We start from the raw sequence: 17,031 nt of genomic DNA, 5'->3' as shown, positions 1-17,031 counted from the left end.
TTTAAGCCGCCAAGTCATAAAACCTACCTCAAAAACAACTTATAAGCCGGATTCTGACTCTCATCCCCATACTGATAGCCCAGCGTATCCAAAAAAGCCTGCCACTCCTTCATCTCATCCGGCGGCACCTGAATTCCCACCACAATTCGCCCGTAATCAGCGCCGTTATTTCGATAGTGAAAAACGCTGATATTCCAGTTAGGACTCATCGAACCGACAAACTTCATCAACGCACCCGGACGTTCGGGAAATTCAAAGCGATAAAACAATTCATGATCGGCCAGCATCGAACGCCCGCCCACCATATGCCGCACGTGCAATTTCGTTAATTCATCATCAGTTAAATCCAAAGTCTTGAAGCCACAATCTTCAAAACTTGCGGCTATCTTCACAGCATCGGCACGGTTTTCAATTTGTACACCGATAAAAATATGTGCTTCTTTTTCATCCGCAATTCGATAGCTAAATTCAGTTAAATTGCGCTTTCCCAGACATTCGCAAAACCTGCGGAGACTGCCAGCTTGTTCGGGAATTGTGACTGCAAAAATGGCTTCGCGACGTTCACCAAACTCGGCTCTTTCTGCTACAAAACGCAGCCGATCGAAATTCATGTTCGCGCCGCAAGCAACAGCAATTAATGTTTCTCCTGCGATTTGTTCCCGTTCCACGTAAGCTTTCGCACCTGCGATCGCCAAAGCGCCTGCAGGTTCTAAGATCGATCGCGTATCTTCAAAAACATCCTTAATCGCCGCGCAAACATCATCCGTATGCACCAAAATAATCTCATCCACATACTCCTGACACAACCGAAAAGTTTCCTCCCCAACTTCCCGCACAGCAACGCCATCAGCAAATAAACCCACCTGCGACAAACGCACCCGTTTACCCGCTTTCAGCGATTGATTCATGGCATCGGAATCCACTGGTTCGACGCCAATAATCTTAATTTCCGGCCGCAACCGCTTGACATAAGCCGCAATTCCAGAAATCAATCCACCGCCACCAATTGCCACAAAAATCGCGTGAATTGGTTTTTGATGTTGCCGCAGAATTTCCATGCCGATCGTACCCTGTCCCGCAATCACGTAGGGGTCATCAAAAGGGTGAATAAAAGTCATACCTTTTTGGGCCTCTAATTGACGCGCAAAGGCGTAGGCATCGTCGTAGGTATCCCCATGCAAGACTACCTCTCCACCACGGGCTATCACCGCATTTACCTTCACCTGCGGCGTCGTTACGGGCATGACGATAATTGCGCGAGTTCCCAGGTGGCGGGCGGCGAGGGCGACTCCTTGGGCGTGGTTGCCGGCGGAAGCTGCAATGACACCTTGTGCTAGCAAATCCGGCGACAGTTGCGCCATTTTGTTGTACGCACCCCGCAGCTTGAAGGAAAACACCGACTGCATATCCTCTCGCTTCAGCAAAAGTTTATTGTTGAGCCGTGCTGATAGATTCGGGGCGCATTCTAGGGCTGTTTCTTGAGCAACATCGTAGACGCGGGCGGTGAGGATTTGTACCAGGTAATCGCAAAGCATGGGGTTAGCAGGTTGGTTGATGCCGGATGGTGGGATAATTGTACGGCACTTGTGTTAGTATTTTGCGGGGAATTGGCGAGCGGGCGATTCCCTGCGGGATAGCTTCGCTTCACGCAACTTTCCAATAATAACTTTTCCCTTTGGGAACATAATGAGCGTGAAGACTATTAATAATATTTAGGAATGAGAATTAAATAACTTCCACTCTTGAAAGTGGGATGGGCGTCCCGCCCGTCCTTTTTGGACGGGCGAGACGCCCATCCCACAATAACAATTAAAATTGTAAGTTATTTAATTCGCGATCCTTAGTTTTTGCCGTTTACCCCGGTTATAAAATCCAGTTTGTGAGCGTATTAGTCCGTAATCCTTGATTGAGTATGTAAATTCATGAACGTACAAATTACAGATTTGCGTGCGGGCGACGAGCCAAAAATTCAACAGGTAGCTAGATTAATAGTTGAAGGTTTTAAAGAGCATTGGCCCGATGCTTGGCCAGATATAAATTCTGCTTTGCAAGAAGTGCAAGAATCTTTGGGAGCCGATCGCATCAGTCGAATTGCTGTGGCCGACAGCAATCAAGTTTTGGGATGGATTGGCGGGATTAAACAGTATGACGGTAATGTTTGGGAACTGCACCCGCTGGTAGTGGGAACAGAATTTCGCGGACAAGGAATTGGTCGATCGCTCGTAGCTGATTTAGCAACAGAAGCTAAAAACCGGGGAGGGCTCGTGCTGTGGGTGGGCACCGACGAAGACAATCAAACCACTCTTTCAGGCATCAATCTTTATCCTAACGTTTGGGAACACATCGCCAAAATTAGAAATTTGCGCGGTCATCCCTACGAATTTTATCAAAAAATGGGTTTTGCGATCGTGGGAGTGATGCCTGACGCGAACGGAATTGGCAAGCCAGATATTTTCATGGCAAAGCGGTTGTAAAGTTTAATGTATGTTCTAAATTTACTGACTGGTGGCTTGCCAATCCAACACTTAGCAAAATTAGTTGTTGAAAGTTTCCATGAAAATCGGTCTAGTCTGGACGTGCGAACCCCGTTCGAGGGTCGCTGATAAACAAACCCAGAACTAACGAATCCATCACCGTATCCCAGACAGGAGTCAAACGTTCAGCATCGTCAACCCAGTAATCAAAAGTAATCAAACACTGAACATTAGAACCCAATCCAATACAGATTCGCGAATAAGCTTCCCGCTGTTCTGGAGGGTCGATAAACTTAAATTCCGTCCAAACAACGCGGGCAGTTTGCCGCTTCAATTGGATAATTTCCCCAGGAGCGATCGGATTTCGCGTATCATCTTCAACCACCTTCTGTAATAGCGGCACCAGCGGAAAATCTGCCCAGTTATTAGGTGGTAGCAAATTAAACGAAACCTCCAAACGACAATCATCATCCGGCGGCTTTTTATCCGTAAATCGGAACGAGTTAGTATCCGGTTCAAAATGCCAATCTTCCGGGACATCAAAGCGGACAGCACCTCTCCCTGCTACAAAAATTCGAGTTCCAGGCTTTGACTTCCAATTGTGGTTTTCTTTGAGCTCTAGGGTTTCCTTGAGCCATTCTTGCTTTTTGCGCTTAGACATAAACAGAACACCAAATTGCGGCTAATGTGTAGTTTGAGACTTGGCAAACACATTTTAACTCTATTTTGCTCGCCGTTTGCTCAAATCTAACAATCCTTACAAAAATTATAAATTCCTCTCTTCTCTATTCCTCTGTGTTCTCTGCGCCTCTGCGGTAAAAAAGAATTCCTTTCACAATTGGCTAACTTTTATTTTTCACTCTTGGGAATCACATACCTAATTCCGCCTTTATTCCCAGCCGCATCGCCCTTATAACGCGGGATCACATGAATAGCCGCGTGAGTGCGACTTTGACCAGCCTGTTTATTAATATTTATTCCCACATTAAACCCGTCAGGCTGAAACTCTTTACTTAACATCTCTTGTACCTTATTAGCCATAAACCAGCAAGCCGATTGCTCTCGAAACGGTAGTTCAAAATAATTGGCTACGTGACGCTTGGGGATGATTAAAACATGACCTTTGCTGGCGGGATAACCGTCAAACATCGCATAAGCTGTTGCTGATTCAGTGAGCAAAATTAGGTTTTTATACGGATTGCAGAATATGCAGTTATTAGTTGAATTCCTTTGATGGTTGTAATGCACGTATTTGTAAATTTCGCAAGACTCATCTAGGTGAAGTGGCTTAAATGGAAGTTTGACAATGCACTGATATGTAGGTTTTTTGTGGACATAATGTTCTCGAAAGCCTTCTTTTTTGATATCCCTTCTCACCGCAAAATACGCATTCCCTCCCGGTTTCAACAGGTGCGACACTTCCATCAGGACATTAGCTTGTTCTTCAGGAAACAAAACATTCAAAACATAAAAGCAAATGATTGTGTCGAATTTATATTCCGGGAATTCCGGGAAATAATAAGGGTCATAACCCGTAATATCGAAGCCTTTTTGCTGCAACAATCTAACATCGCTGCCCAAGCCGCACCCAAAATCTAAAACTTTGCCTTGCAGCAAGTTTTTATCCAATAAAAATCTTGCCGGAAATGACAGATAAATTCTTTCGATGGCCGTCAGGTGGCTGAATTTATTTTGTTGCTTTTTCATGGCGGCCTAAATTTGATTTAAATAAATATTCTTCCGTCCGCGCACCATTCGGACGAGAGTTTGTGTAGTACCGATTTCAAGATCCGAATGTTATCTAAAAATTTTACCATTATTGCAGTTTGGCGATCGCCCCTTTTTCCACCAACACCTTACCAGTCACCAAATCCCGCACCGTCGCCAACAAAACCCGCCTCTCATCCACCTCAAAACTCACCGAAACCCTGTCAATTCCCAATACCCCGGGCGGATTCAAATGCGCTACGCAAACCTGCTGGTGATGGCTTTCCAGAGAGCGAAAATCCGTTTTTTTGTTGAGCAAGCTGCTCGTCATTTGCCCTTTTTCGTTAAAAATAACCTCCGCTTGCGATACCTCCGCAACTTCCCCAATATCTAACCGAATTTCCCTTTGCCCTTCAATTGCCACTTGCAGCGTCAACTCTTCGGAACTTTGACAGGGATACTTCATTTCCTTGCTAAATATCGGCGAATAAGCATAAGCTTTAGCATAAGGTTCCCAGAGGCGAATTGCATAGGTGTGGCGCAAATAATCGTCAACACTCGCTAATTGTGTCAACGCTAAAGCACCGTGTGCCACTGCTTCAAAAGGCTTGTCTCTTTGGACTTTTTGCCGCCCAAAATACGAAACCACTAAATTAGATACAGCCGGGATTAAAGAAGTTCCTCCTACCAGCAAAACCTGTTCGATATCTGCTTTGCCGATACCTTTTCCCAGTGCAATAGTCAGCACTTCATCTAAACTTTCCCGCAACTGTTCTAACAACTGCCTAGATTCCAGAATTTCCTCAAGCTTGTCTCGGTTTAGCTGCAAGTCGTAAGACATAAAATTTTCATCGTCAAACCAGCTTTCCTTCGCCTCATTAACTTGAGAAAGTTGAATTTTTAATTTTTCCGCTATTTCTAATAAATTTTGCCAGCCAACTGGGCCGACTTCTGCCCGCGACGAACCAATTTGCCGCAAATAATCTTCGACAATCCAGATGTCAATATCTTCGCCGCCTACATAAGCATCGGATTTTGCCAACACTTCGGCACACATTAAATTTGGACTTTTAGATTGGCTATTTTTGACTGAGGAAGGAGGGGCTGTGCGAACCAAACTTAAATCTAAAGTTCCGCCGCCAAAATCAACTACTAAAACTAGAGAACCGGGGCGTTTTACTGCATATCCCAGGGCGGCGGCTGTGGATTCATCTATTACCTGAACTTCCGCAACTCCCAAACTTTCTCCTAAGTCGCGAAACCAATCTAGATATCGCTCAAATGCTCCGACGGGTACTGTAAAAATTACTTTGTCTGGCTGTATATTTTGTAAATATAATTGTTTCCAAATAGTCTTAATAAACTGTTCTGCTACTGATTCGGATGTGTAGGTGTCGCCGTCGATATTGCGGGGCGGCGGCTGAAAGTCGGCAGCTAAATTGCGTTTAAAAGCTTTGAAAAAGCGGTCGGGCTGGGATTGCCCCAAACGCTGCGATCGCACTTTTTCTCCCAACACCAACTCTCCGGCATTTTTCACAAACACTAAAGTCGGCACGACAGATACTTCTCGCACATCTCCGCTCGAATTATTTGTTTTAAAAATGCGGGACATCTCGCCCAATCTCAAAGTTTCTGGTGTTTGGGTATCCGGGTTAAGAATGCAGACAACCGTATTGCTGGTGCCGAAGTCAATGGCAACTGTAGTCATGTTGATTTAAAATTTAATTTTTCATTCCCGCTGGCAGGGTGCGACTAACTTTAGCAGGAGCAAGAATTCGCTCTCCCTCCCGATAGCCGACAAACCGAATATAAACTAATTCTCCTTCGGTTATATCCTCAACATCCGGCTGGTGCAACTGCGGATTGTAAGGAGTTTGTTCCCACGCAGAACCGATTGTTTGAAAATCCCAGCTTGATAACAGGTTTTCTAAGGGAGTAAACAAAGCTGAGAGATTTTTGGCGGGCATATCCGGCTTGGCTTCAGCCATTTTGCGGGCGGCGGGATAGTTGGTTAACAAAGTTTGCAACTGTTCAAAGGTAGCGCGGCGAAAATCGGCAGTTAGTTGAGCTTTTTGCTGCTGCAATTCCGATCGCAGCCGGAAACACTGCTGCCTTAATTCTTCAATTTCGGTGGGATTAGTTGTGATTGTAGCCGATATTGGCAGCGCGCTCAAAGTGCGATCGAACTCTTGAAAATTCAAATTCAGCACTGTTGCCAGCCGCCTCAGTTGGTTTACCGTGAGTTTTCCCACGTCTCCCTGCCGCACTAAACGTACCCCGTAGCGACTTAAGCCTGCTTTTTCGCCTAAGTCTTGCCAATCGAGAATGTCTAGCTGATTCATGCGTTCCCGCAGAATTGTATCGTACTTAAACTCGATCGCATCTCCCGCCTCAGATGCAGCATAAAGGTAGACTAAAATTAGAAAAATGCCCCCGATAGCTAGCGCGAAGCTGAAGGCAGGCAGTGTTGTTACATCAACTGTTGCACCGAGGAGATAGAACATCTTTAACTCTTCTAAACTTGTTTTAAAGTCTGCGTTTGTTCAACGGTCAAATTTTCTTCGCCTTGGTAATATTCGGGCCGCAAGTCTTGAGATTCTACTTTTCCGAGAGCTTTTTCAATTCCGGCGGTGGTTTCCGTGCAACTCGAACCGGTGGCGTTGAGGACGGTTTCGGTAATTTTGCCGTCTTTGCCGATGCGGTATTCTATTTGGCGGTATTCTGCCATAATTCTGCCTCTTGGTTTAATGCTTGAGTGTTGACTGCTGAGTGTTGAGTTATATTATAGATTCTATTTACCAATTATTCTAATGAATTTTTGTAGCGACAATGCAACCGGGGTTTCGCCGGAGATTATGGCGGCGATTGCAGCGGCTAATTGCGGTGCTGTGATGTCTTACGGAGATGATGAATATACACAGCGTTTGCAAGTTAAATTTTCGGATTTGTTCGAGACATCGGTGACTGTTTTTCCGGTAGCAACTGGTTCTGCTGCTAATGCTCTGGCCCTGGCGGTTGTTACTCCTCCTTACGGCGCTGTTTACTGTCACGGGGAATCTCATATTAATCTGGATGAATGCGGCGCGCCGGAGTTTTTTACAGGCGGTGCAAAGTTAGTGACAGTAACAGGAAATCATGGTAAAATAGAGCCAGAGACTTTAGGAAAAATACTCGATCGCGCTGGTGCAGGTGTCGTCCATCACGTACAGCCTGCAGCCGTCAGCATCACTCAAGCAACGGAAACCGGCACAGTCTACAATCCAGCGGAAATTTCCCACATTTCGGAAGTGGTTCGCCCTCACAATTTGCACCTACACATGGATGGAGCCCGCTTTGCCAATGCTGTTGTCAGTTTGGGCTGTTCTCCGGCGGATGTCACTTGGCGCGCCGGTGTGGATATTCTATCGTTTGGAGCGACAAAAAACGGCGCGATGGGTGCAGAAGCTGTGGTATTTTTTAATCGAGAATTAGCAAAGACTTTCCCTTTTTATCGCAAGCGCAGCGGGCATCTCTTCTCAAAAATGCGGTTTTTGTCGGCGCAGTTGGAAGCGTATATAACGGATGATTTGTGGCTGAAGAATGCGGATCATGCAAATAAGATGGCCGCCAAATTAGCCCAAGGTTTGGCGGGAGTTGAGGGAGCGAAGTTTTGCCATCGGGTTGAAGCCAACGAGATTTTTATTCAACTTCCCGAATCGGTAATTACAGCGGTTTTAGCTGAGGGTTTTCTGTTTTATCGGTGGGATGAATGTACTATTAGACTGGTAACGGCTTTTAATACTTTGGAAGCGGATGTTATTGCTTTCGTGGAAGCGGTTAAACGACATCAATGATTAAAATGTAGGGGCGGGTTTTACAAATAATACCGGCCAGCTATGAACAATCTAAGAAACGCGCCCCCACCTAACAAATAATCCACATCAACCTTGATTTATATATTAAATGCCAAAAATAGGCGCGGGAATTTCTCGTTGGGTGGGGGCGGGTTTGAGAGATTGTTGGTTATTTACAATTATTGTTGGTGAAACCCGCCCCTACATTTTAAATGCGAAAAATAGGCGCGGAAATTTTTCGTTTGATGGGGGCGGGCTTGAGAGATTGCTGGTTATTTACAATTATTGTTTGTGAAACCCGTACCTACAATTTAATAGATTGAGGAACAGGTTCGGCAACTGCGGCTAGTTCGGGTTCAACTTCTTCGAGATGTGCTTCTAAAAGCGCGAGATTTCTCATGTTTGATTTATAAAAAGCATCGAAGATATCTCCGACTAAAGGTACTGAGCCAACAACGGCTTCTAGACCGATGTTGTAAACCATTTTCCCTAGAGTTTTTTGGGGAATGTTGAATCGAGTTGCTAAATAAATTAGGTAGGCGGAAAACGCGGTATCTACGATATCCCCAGCACCCGGAACTAAACCGATAATCGGGTCTAAACCAATGCGAAATTTAGTACCGGGGATGCCAATGGCGGTATCCATCAGGCGGCTGAGTTTGCGGATGCGGTTGAGGGTGGCGAGACGCTCTATGTTGTTCATATTATTATTCTTGAACTAGGTGGAAAATTTGAAATCTGTCGGAAGACGGAAAAAAAACATCTAGAAACCGCTCATTTTCCATCTTCGCTAATATGCTGAATTCCCCATTCGTGCATGGCATTAATAATCGGTTTGAGACTTTCGCCCAAAGGCGTTAGCGAATATTCAACTTTTGGCGGCACTTGCAGGTAAATTTCCCGGTGCACGATCGCGTCTGACTCCATTTCGCGCAGTTGCTGCGTCAGCATCTTCTGAGTAATGCCGTTGACAGCTCGTTGCAGCTCGTTAAAACGCTTCACTCCTTGAAACAACTCCCGCAGAATCAAGACTTTCCAGCGCCCGCCTATCACCTCTAGAGTGCGTTCTACAGGGCAATTTGCGCGATCGACTTTTACTTCTTGGACTTGCATAGTATCTTTTTGGTAAGTACCGCACTTTTAAGTGCGTACTATCCATAATAGCTTGACTCGGTTTAAAATAAAAACATCAAAGAAACACCCGATAAATTTCACTGAGGATTGAGAAAATGATTACCGTCAGAAAAAGTGAAGCAAGAGGACACGCTAATCATGGTTGGCTGGACAGTTACCACACATTTTCTTTTGCCGGCTATTACGATCCCAATTATATGAATTTTCGCTCTTTACGGGTAATTAATGAGGATTTCGTTAGCCCCGGCAAAGGTTTCGGCACTCACGGGCACAGCGACATGGAAATTATTACTTATGTATTAGAAGGAGCATTAGAACACAAGGATAGTTTGGGTACTGGTGCAGTGATTAAACCCGGTGAAGTGCAGCGGATGAGTGCAGGTACGGGTATCCAGCACAGCGAGTTCAATAACTCGCAAACAGACCCGGTTCATTTGCTGCAAATCTGGCTGTTACCCGATACAAAAGGCTTGCAGCCGAGTTACGAGCAGCGGGAGTTTCCCCTAGCAGAAAGGCGCGGAAAACTGCGCTTAGTGGCGGCGCGAGATGCGAGAGATGGTGCTGTAAAAGTGCATCAAGATGTTGATTTGTATGCGGCTGTTTTGGATAAAGATTCGCGGGTTTCTCATGCTTTGCAGCCGAATCGCCACGCTTGGGTGCAAGTGGCTCGCGGCTCGGTTTTGCTGAACGGTTTGACTTTAGAAAATGGCGACGCTGCGGCGGTTAGCGGGGAGGCTGAGGTGGTGATTGAAGCTACGGAAGATGCTGAATTTTTGCTGTTTGATTTGGCATAGAATTGAATGCGAAATCCCCGATTTATTGGAAAAGTCGGGGATTGGAAATTACTCGGCGGTTGAAACTCACATCTTGCACCATTCTCAAGAACAGGCTTTTCGACCTGTTCCACAAGAAAATTCACTTTTTATGAACAGGCCGGAAAGCCTGTTCATAAAAAGCTTATTGAGAATGGTGTAACATCTCAGTTGAAACCGCTACTACACAAACAAAGTCCGAGTATAGGGGGACTAAAAAATTAATCAGCCCTCCAAGATTTTGTCCCAAAAATACCTGCTAAAAGTTCGGGAATGCCAAAATCAACATCTAAGCTTTCCCAGTGCACGCTGCTACCGGAAGGCGGTAGCCAAACATCAGCAAGTTGTTCTGATGAAGCACCTTCTAAGCCTTGTGCCAGCTTTGGAGGAAAACAGAAAATAGCACCGTTTTTCAGTTCGATAACTATTAAATCTTCAGACTGATTGTAATACACGGATTCGGCGCGGGGTTCTGTAGCCTCAGCGTTTTTCCATGCTTGCTTGGCTTTGGTTATTTGCTCTCGGAGATTTTCCTCAGTTAACTCTTTGTTCCAGTTTCTAAATACCATATATTTCTTGCCATCGCTTTTGTTAAGTTTGGATAGTTGATTATTGCTGCATGGGATTCTGTTAAGCGGACTGTGAAGGACATGATACTTAATAATGGGTTACTACTTAGGAAATAAGTACATAGGAGGAAGAAACTAACTTTTATGTGTGCTATTTCTGGTAAGGGTAAATGTTTAGGATAAATTTTTATGGAACAACAGCCGATCGCCCGAAAGCATCTTGTTTGGAGCCTCATCACTGGTTTAGCAGTCGGCGCGATCGCAGGCGCACCCATCGGCTGGATGGCTAATGGGGAATATTCCCAGCAGCGTTTTGCTAAACTTATCATTTGCCAACAACAAAATAGAGATCAGCCAGTTGCAATTGTTGAGGCTAGGTGCGGTTCCCGATTCTAAATTTTTCTGCTAGCCAGAGGGCTGTGTCAAATATTTTTAGGCTTGTGCGAATGTCGAAAGTTCGATCGCGCAGGCATTTTCGCGTCGTAAATATGCCACAAACCGGAAAAGTTATGCGTCTGTTGATATGTGGGTATGTTAAATTGACAAAATAATGAATTACAGCAGAACAATTCCGGCTATTTTGAGTGCTACGATCGCCCTGAGTTCGATCGCCCTCATCCCACTCACATCACCTCAAATCGCCCTCGCATTAACCGCCGACAAAGTTAAAACCGTTGCCCAACAAATTACTGTTCGCATCCAGGGGGCAAAAGGCGGTTCGGGAGTAATTTTAGAGAAACAAGGCAGCACATACTATATTCTCACAAACTGGCACGTTGTCGATAAAGCCGGCGATTACGAGGTCGTAACTCCCGACGGCAAAGCTCACTCTGTATACTATAGCCTCGTGCGGCGAATGCCCGGTGCGGATTTGGCGATCGTGCCCTTCAGCAGCACTCAAAGCTACCCCCTGGCTCAATTAGCCAATTCCGCAGCAACTAAGGGAAACAAGGCTTATGTGGCGGGCTGGCCGATATCCGGCGGTTCTCTGAGACAGCCGATTTTCCTCGCCACGGAAGGTCAGCTTACCGGCCGCCAAACTCCCTGGAACGGCTATACTTTGGTATACAACAACTTAGTGAGAGCGGGCATGAGCGGGGGCCCGGTGCTCGACGATGCGGGGCGAGTTGTCGCAATTAACGGCATTGTCAGGTTAGAGGAAAACTCCGATAAAATCGTGGCGGCGGGAATAGAAATTAATACTTTCATGAAATGGCGATCGACTATTTCCCTGCCAGTAGTTCCCCAATCTCCTACTGCCGGAAACCCTAAAACTCCAGCGAATAATGCGCCCCGCACGCCCGCAAGTGCGATCGCCTTTGCTGCCACAAATACCCTCAAAGGGCCTTCGGAAGTTGTCAGTTCCCTTGCCCTAGCTTCAGCTTATTTTACCACAGGAAATAGCAACGGCACTATCTCAGTTTGGAATTTTCCCAGCGGGCAATTAAAAACTACCCTGCAAGGACACACGGAAGCCGTAAACGCACTGGCCGCGAGTGCGGATGGCAGGGTGTTAGCTAGCGGCAGCGACGACAAAACTGTGAAAATTTGGAATTTAGAAACGGGCGCGGTTGTACGGACTTTGAGCGGGCATTCCAATGCAGTTTCGAGCGTTGCCGTTAGTCCTGATGGTCAATTTGTAGCCAGCGGTAGTTGGGACAAAACGATTAAGATTTGGAACCCGAAAACGGGGGAATTGCTGCGGACTTTGACCGGGCATTCTGGGTTGGTGAATGCTGTGGCAATTAGTCCCGACAACAAAACTTTAGCTAGCGGCAGCAAAGACGGTTCAATTAGGTTGTGGAATTTAGCTACAGGTCAAGCAATTCGCACGATTGGCGGCAAAAACTTGGCTGTTTTGTCGCTAGCTTTTACTCCCGACGGCAAGAGTGTAGCGGCGGGAAACAGCAATGGCACTGTTGGGTTGTGGAATGCCGGAAACGGGCAGTTAATTCGGCGTTTAAGCGGGCATACTGACGGAGTTTGGTCGGTGGCATTCAGTCGGGATGGCACTACGCTGGTTACTGGGAGTTGGGATAAGAGTGTGAGGCTTTGGGATGTGCGATCGGGGGATTTGAGAGGTAATTTGAGCGGGCATTCTGGCTATGTTAGTGCTGTGGCGATTAGCAGCGATGGGAAGACTATTGTTAGTGCGGGTTGGTTGGGGGAAATTAAGATTTGGAAAAGGAGTTGAGATTTTTTTGATTTAACCGCAGAGGGCGCAGAGGGCGCAGAGGAAGAGTAGAGAGAACAGGGTTTGCATTTGATTGAGTGGTGTTATACGATCGAGATATTTGGGATAAAAAAATGAGTGGACTAAAGACTAAATTGCCAACTGATATCTGGGTGGTAGCGACATGGGAAGAATTCATCGCGATGGCAGATGACCCAGCTTACAATAAAGCAAAATGCTACTACCGCAACGGACAAATGAGGATTGAAACTATGTCAGTAGGGCCAGATCATGCTAGAGACAATGGAAGTATTTTTTTAGGCGTGAGTCTGTTCTGTATTGCGAAAGCTATCCCTTTAAATGGTTTGGATAACTGTAGCTACCGTAAAACAGGAGTCCGAGAGTCTCAGCCCGACGTATCTTACTACATTGGAGAAAGAGCGCAATTAGCACCTAAAGGAACTTCGATCGCAAGTCTTGACGTTACCCCACCGCCAGATTTAGTCATAGAAGTTGCTGACTCTACTTTGGCTGATGATATCGGTGAAAAACGGTTGCTTTACGAAGAGTTAAAAGTCGCTGAATATTGGGTAGTAGACGTGCAGAAATCTCAAATTATTGCCTTTGCTATTATTGCTGATAATGGCAGTCGGCGGCTTGTTCAATCGGAAGTTTTGCCGGGATTAACTATTGCTGTGTTGGAAGAGGCTTTGCAGCGGAGTCGCACTGAAGATCAGGCACAGGTAGGGGCTTGGTTGTTGGCTCAATTTCAGCAGCAGTAATCGAAATAGAAAGCGATAGCCCTCTCTGCAAAAAAGCGCGATCGTCCAACCTACTTGATCTTAACTCCCCAAGCTACACTACTAAATCTTCGATCGTGAACTTCAATAAGTCGCACAGGGCTTTCATCTGTGCTGGGTATAGCTTGGGGACGTGTCTGTCGGTTTCCCAGTTGATGACTGTCGATTCCACCACATTACACGCTCTTGCCACTTGTATTCGGGTTAGATTTAAACTTTGGGGTCGTATTCTTAGTTTTTGCCCCAGCGTTATTATCTATGCCTCATTCAGTTGACTATATGTATTCAGTTGACTATATGTATTTAACTGAATATATACAGTCAATTGACTATATTTAGTTGATTATTTTAGACAATTTTTATAAACAACTATTGACTAGAATTCAAAGTTTTGGTAAAAATAATAGTTATAAATAACCTAATTTCTCTAGCCTTCTATGGAATTAGGAAATTTGTGTGCAAAGCCTGAAACAAATCAAAAGCCAGTCCGCGCCCTCGACAAGCATTGAACTGGCTTTGGCTGCTACACAAAACTTGGCTAAACTTATTTAAGTCTCACCATTCAATCAGGATTGCTCCTGAAGGGTCTGCTTCCTGTTTCACCCAAGGGAGTCGGCTCGCAACTTGTCCACAGGCGTTAATTCGGGTGTAGCCCACCCTAATTGAGTTAATTTTAGTTGAAGCTTTTAGCCATGAGTCATCCACTATTTTCAACCAATTTAACGAAACGCGGACTCCCGTTCGACCTTTTTACAGGCTGGTCAGTTTTGACAAAACTGTGGTTTACAAACCAGATAATTAAGCCTTTTTTAGGCATTGGTGTAATCATACCGCCCACAATGTTAATCAGTCAAGTTAAGTATTACTAAGTTTAGTAATTTTTTTGCCTATGCAAGTCCAACTCCAACACTGAATGGAGACAAACTTAATTATGCCCTACAAACAGCGCCTTAACAGGTGGTTGGTTGTTCGCCTGCTTCCCAATATGCAGCGAATCACTGTGGCCCACTTTTTCAGGCATTCCGATGCTGACGGCTATCTGCGGATCGTCCGGCAGTTAATCCCCAAGGCTCAATTTGTGATTGTTTTTAATGCCGATATCAACCTAGAAACAGCGCCTAACAACATCGAAGGCAGCTAGTTGAGGGTTCGGGTAGGCACAGAACCTACTGGTAGGGTGCGTCGGTTGGTAGCGATTCGATGTACAGGGGCTACTCATTTCCGGGCTTCGCACCCTACTACCTAGCATTTTGCTTCAAAGTCCGATCGACACTTATGATAGATTTGGTTCTTGCCAGACTACACTGGAAGACAAAATCAAATTAAAAATTTCGCCATAAATTCGATGGGAGCATCTCAGTTTTGTAAAAAGCATTTTTTTTATTGTAGTGCGAGCGTCCCCGCTCGCGTATTGTACACGCGAGCGGGGACGCTCGCACTGTAAATGCAAAACTGAGATGCTCCCAATTCGATCGACCCGCCGATCGGGCGGGACTCTCCCCTTCGTGGAACAGGCGTCCCGCCTGTGGTTGGCAAAGTAAATCTAAAATCTCAAACCTAAAATCGCGTCACTTCTGACAAATGATTGAAGTAGAACACTTAAGCAAAACTTACGGTTCGACCGCAGCGATCGCGGACGTGTCTTTTTCGGTCGAATCAGGAGAAATTCTGGGGTTTTTGGGGCCAAACGGCGCTGGCAAAACCACAACCATGCGAATTTTGTCGGGATATTTGCCGGCATCCAGCGGTACGGCCCGCATCGCCGGCCTTGACGTTCACGAAAACTCGATGGGAGTCAGACAGCGCATCGGTTATCTGCCGGAAAACCCGCCACTGTATCCAGAAATGAGTGTGGAAGGGTTTCTGTTTTTTGTCGCCAGAATTAAGCAAGTGCCTGCGGGCGATCGCGCGCGACGAGTTACCTCCGCGATCGAACGCTGCGGCCTGGTTGATAAACGCAAAGTTTTAATCCGCAAGCTTTCTAAAGGATTTCGGCAGCGCGTCGGTATCGCGCAGGCGATCGTCCATGACCCGCCGGTCATTATCTTAGACGAACCAACCGTCGGCCTCGACCCGCGACAAATCATCGAAGTCCGCAATTTAATCAAAAGTCTTGGCGGCCAGCACACAATCATCCTTTCCACGCACATTCTGCCGGAAGTCAGCATGACTTGCAACCGCGTCACCATCATCAATCGCGGAAAAATCGTCGCTGCGGGTACTCCCGAAAATTTGATGGGAGAGTTGGCTGTCGGAGAGGGTTACGAACTCGAAGTTGAAGGCGAGGCGGATTTGGTAAACAGTCTGCTGTTGCCTTCTTTGGAAAATGTGCCGGGAGTTCGATCGATCGAATTGATTCCAAGCCAGCAATTTTTAGTGAATCGCTACCGCCTGCGGGCCTTGTGCGAACAGGAAAGAGAACCCGGACGAGAAATTGCTACAGCTATCATCGCCTCTGGATTTGGACTGTGCGAAATGCGCCGCTCTCGCGCTACTCTCGAAGATGTGTTTTTAAGGCTGACAGCGGCTGAAAAGAAACCGGAAGAAAATCTGGTTCACAGCGAACCGGAGGTCGATCGAAATCTGCAAGAAGCAGCAGAAACTCAAGAGTCGATCGCGGATGCTCATCAATCGGAATCGCAACCGATTGTGGAAAATCTGCTAGTTTCAGATAGGCAAGAGTCGATCGAGCATCATCAACCAGATTCCGAACCAGTTGTCGAAACAGTAGAGTCGATCGAGCATTCTCAACCAGAATCCGAACCAGTTGTCGAAACAGTAGAGTCGATCGAGCATCATCAACCAGAACCGATTGTCGAAAATCTGCCCGTTGTTTCAGAAACCGTAGAGTCGCTCAACTATTCTCAACCAGAACCGATTGTCGAGAATCGAGAAGTTTCAGAAACAGTAGAGTCGCTCCACTATTCTCAACCAGAACCGATTGTCGAAAATCTGCCCGTTGTTTCAGAAACCGTAGAGTCGATCGAGCATCATGAACCAGAACCAATTGTCCAAAATCTAGAAGTTTCAGAAACCTTAGAGTCGATCGACTATTCTCAACCCGAATCCGAACCAGTTGTCGCAAGGCAAGAGTCGATCGAGCATCATGAACCAGAAGCAATTGTCGAAAATCTGCCCGTTGTTTCAGAAACAGTAGAGCCGATCGAGCATCCTCAACCAGAACCGATTATCGAAAATCTGCTGGTTGTAGAAACGCAAGAGTCGATCGACTATTCTCAACCCGAATCCGAACCTGTTGTAGAAAGGCAAGAGTCGATCGACTATTCTCAACCAGAATCCGAACCAATTACAGAAACACCGGAGGAAATAAGCGATTTAGAACCCGAAATGCAACCAGTGGCAGAGTTTCTGGAAAGTGTAGAAAGACAAGAGTCGATCGAGCATTCTCAACCAGAACCGATTGTCGAAAATCTAGAAGTTTCAGAAACAATAGAGTCGATCGAGCATTCTCAACCAGAACCGATTGTCGAAAATCTAGAAGTTTCAGAAACAATAGAGTCGATCGAGC

General features: G+C 46.0%; 17 protein-coding genes and 1 pseudogene. 8 read left to right on the top strand and 10 right to left on the bottom strand.

Annotated elements, in window-relative coordinates; all coding sequences use genetic code 11:
- Positions 1–23: 23 nt before the first annotated feature.
- Positions 24–1,556, bottom strand: coding sequence for a threonine ammonia-lyase, biosynthetic (gene ilvA, locus QUB16_RS16205; RefSeq protein ID WP_333317622.1), 1,533 nt, complete (start codon positions 1,554–1,556; stop codon positions 24–26).
- A gap of 366 nt (positions 1,557–1,922) precedes the next feature.
- Here ilvA and QUB16_RS16200 point away from each other — a divergent pair, with 366 nt between their 5' ends.
- Positions 1,923–2,474 (top strand): GNAT family N-acetyltransferase, encoded by a 552-nt coding sequence (locus QUB16_RS16200; protein WP_333317563.1) that lies wholly within the window; start codon positions 1,923–1,925, stop codon positions 2,472–2,474.
- Positions 2,475–2,565: 91 nt separating this feature from the next.
- On the opposite strand, the gene QUB16_RS16195 is transcribed toward QUB16_RS16200, so the two are convergent.
- The 5 genes from QUB16_RS16195 to QUB16_RS16175 all read right to left on the bottom strand — a co-directional run bounded on the left by QUB16_RS16195 (position 2,566) and on the right by QUB16_RS16175 (position 6,909).
- Positions 2,566–3,135 (bottom strand): hypothetical protein, encoded by a 570-nt coding sequence (locus QUB16_RS16195; RefSeq protein ID WP_333317561.1) that lies wholly within the window; start codon positions 3,133–3,135, stop codon positions 2,566–2,568.
- Positions 3,136–3,323: 188 nt separating this feature from the next.
- Positions 3,324–4,181, bottom strand: coding sequence for a bifunctional class I SAM-dependent methyltransferase/HIT family protein (locus QUB16_RS16190; RefSeq protein WP_333317559.1), 858 nt, complete (start codon positions 4,179–4,181; stop codon positions 3,324–3,326).
- Between the two features lie 109 nt (positions 4,182–4,290).
- Positions 4,291–5,889, bottom strand: coding sequence for an Hsp70 family protein (locus QUB16_RS16185; protein ID WP_333317557.1), 1,599 nt, complete (start codon positions 5,887–5,889; stop codon positions 4,291–4,293).
- Positions 5,890–5,902: 13 nt separating this feature from the next.
- Positions 5,903–6,685, bottom strand: a complete 783-nt coding sequence (locus tag QUB16_RS16180) for an XRE family transcriptional regulator (protein WP_333317556.1) — start codon at positions 6,683–6,685, stop codon at positions 5,903–5,905.
- Between the two features lie 11 nt (positions 6,686–6,696).
- A complete protein-coding gene (locus tag QUB16_RS16175) occupies positions 6,697–6,909 on the bottom strand; it encodes a DUF2997 domain-containing protein (protein ID WP_333317554.1) in 213 nt (70 codons plus the stop codon).
- A gap of 82 nt (positions 6,910–6,991) precedes the next feature.
- On the opposite strand from QUB16_RS16175, the gene QUB16_RS16170 reads away from it, so the two are divergent.
- Complete coding sequence (locus tag QUB16_RS16170; RefSeq protein ID WP_333317552.1) at positions 6,992–8,014, top strand: low specificity L-threonine aldolase; 1,023 nt, start codon at positions 6,992–6,994, stop codon at positions 8,012–8,014.
- A gap of 304 nt (positions 8,015–8,318) precedes the next feature.
- Here QUB16_RS16170 and QUB16_RS16165 read toward each other — a convergent pair whose 3' ends face one another.
- Both QUB16_RS16165 and QUB16_RS16160 read right to left on the bottom strand, forming a co-directional pair.
- Positions 8,319–8,717 carry a DUF4112 domain-containing protein gene (locus QUB16_RS16165; protein ID WP_172187875.1) on the bottom strand — a complete coding sequence of 133 codons (399 nt, stop codon included), beginning with the start codon at positions 8,715–8,717 and terminating at the stop codon, positions 8,319–8,321.
- 71 nt (positions 8,718–8,788) lie between these two features.
- Positions 8,789–9,127: a winged helix-turn-helix transcriptional regulator gene (locus QUB16_RS16160; protein ID WP_006633569.1), complete on the bottom strand. Its 339-nt coding sequence runs from the start codon at positions 9,125–9,127 to the stop codon at positions 8,789–8,791.
- A gap of 116 nt (positions 9,128–9,243) precedes the next feature.
- Here QUB16_RS16160 and QUB16_RS16155 point away from each other — a divergent pair, with 116 nt between their 5' ends.
- Positions 9,244–9,942 (top strand): pirin family protein, encoded by a 699-nt coding sequence (locus QUB16_RS16155; RefSeq protein ID WP_333317551.1) that lies wholly within the window; start codon positions 9,244–9,246, stop codon positions 9,940–9,942.
- 239 nt (positions 9,943–10,181) lie between these two features.
- Here QUB16_RS16155 and QUB16_RS16150 read toward each other — a convergent pair whose 3' ends face one another.
- Positions 10,182–10,529, bottom strand: coding sequence for a DUF2442 domain-containing protein (locus QUB16_RS16150; protein WP_333317549.1), 348 nt, complete (start codon positions 10,527–10,529; stop codon positions 10,182–10,184).
- 189 nt (positions 10,530–10,718) lie between these two features.
- On the opposite strand from QUB16_RS16150, the gene QUB16_RS16145 reads away from it, so the two are divergent.
- The 3 genes from QUB16_RS16145 (at position 10,719) to QUB16_RS16135 (ending at position 13,484) form a co-directional block, all read left to right on the top strand.
- Positions 10,719–10,925: a hypothetical protein gene (locus QUB16_RS16145; protein ID WP_333317547.1), complete on the top strand. Its 207-nt coding sequence runs from the start codon at positions 10,719–10,721 to the stop codon at positions 10,923–10,925.
- Between the two features lie 154 nt (positions 10,926–11,079).
- Positions 11,080–12,723, top strand: a complete 1,644-nt coding sequence (locus QUB16_RS16140; protein WP_333317546.1) for a trypsin-like peptidase domain-containing protein — start codon at positions 11,080–11,082, stop codon at positions 12,721–12,723.
- Between the two features lie 113 nt (positions 12,724–12,836).
- The gene (locus QUB16_RS16135) at positions 12,837–13,484 is read left to right on the top strand and encodes a Uma2 family endonuclease (RefSeq protein ID WP_333317544.1); all 648 of its coding nucleotides are present in this window, start codon (positions 12,837–12,839) and stop codon (positions 13,482–13,484) included.
- Between the two features lie 73 nt (positions 13,485–13,557).
- On the opposite strand, the gene QUB16_RS16130 is transcribed toward QUB16_RS16135, so the two are convergent.
- Complete coding sequence (locus QUB16_RS16130; protein ID WP_333317621.1) at positions 13,558–13,749, bottom strand: helix-turn-helix transcriptional regulator; 192 nt, start codon at positions 13,747–13,749, stop codon at positions 13,558–13,560.
- A gap of 684 nt (positions 13,750–14,433) precedes the next feature.
- Here QUB16_RS16130 and QUB16_RS16125 point away from each other — a divergent pair.
- The gene (locus QUB16_RS16125) at positions 14,434–14,643 is read left to right on the top strand and encodes a hypothetical protein (protein ID WP_332999805.1); all 210 of its coding nucleotides are present in this window, start codon (positions 14,434–14,436) and stop codon (positions 14,641–14,643) included.
- 440 nt (positions 14,644–15,083) lie between these two features.
- Positions 15,084–16,160 (top strand): annotated as a pseudogene (locus QUB16_RS16120) (ABC transporter ATP-binding protein); the annotation flags it as partial.
- Between the last annotated feature and the right edge of the window lie 871 nt (positions 16,161–17,031).

Origin of the sequence: Microcoleus sp. D3_18a_C4, assembly GCF_036702415.1 — a bacterium.
GTDB lineage: Bacteria > Cyanobacteriota > Cyanobacteriia > Cyanobacteriales > Microcoleaceae > Microcoleus.
Note: the sequence above shows the minus strand (reverse complement) of the source record. Positions and strands in the feature narration are given on the sequence as shown.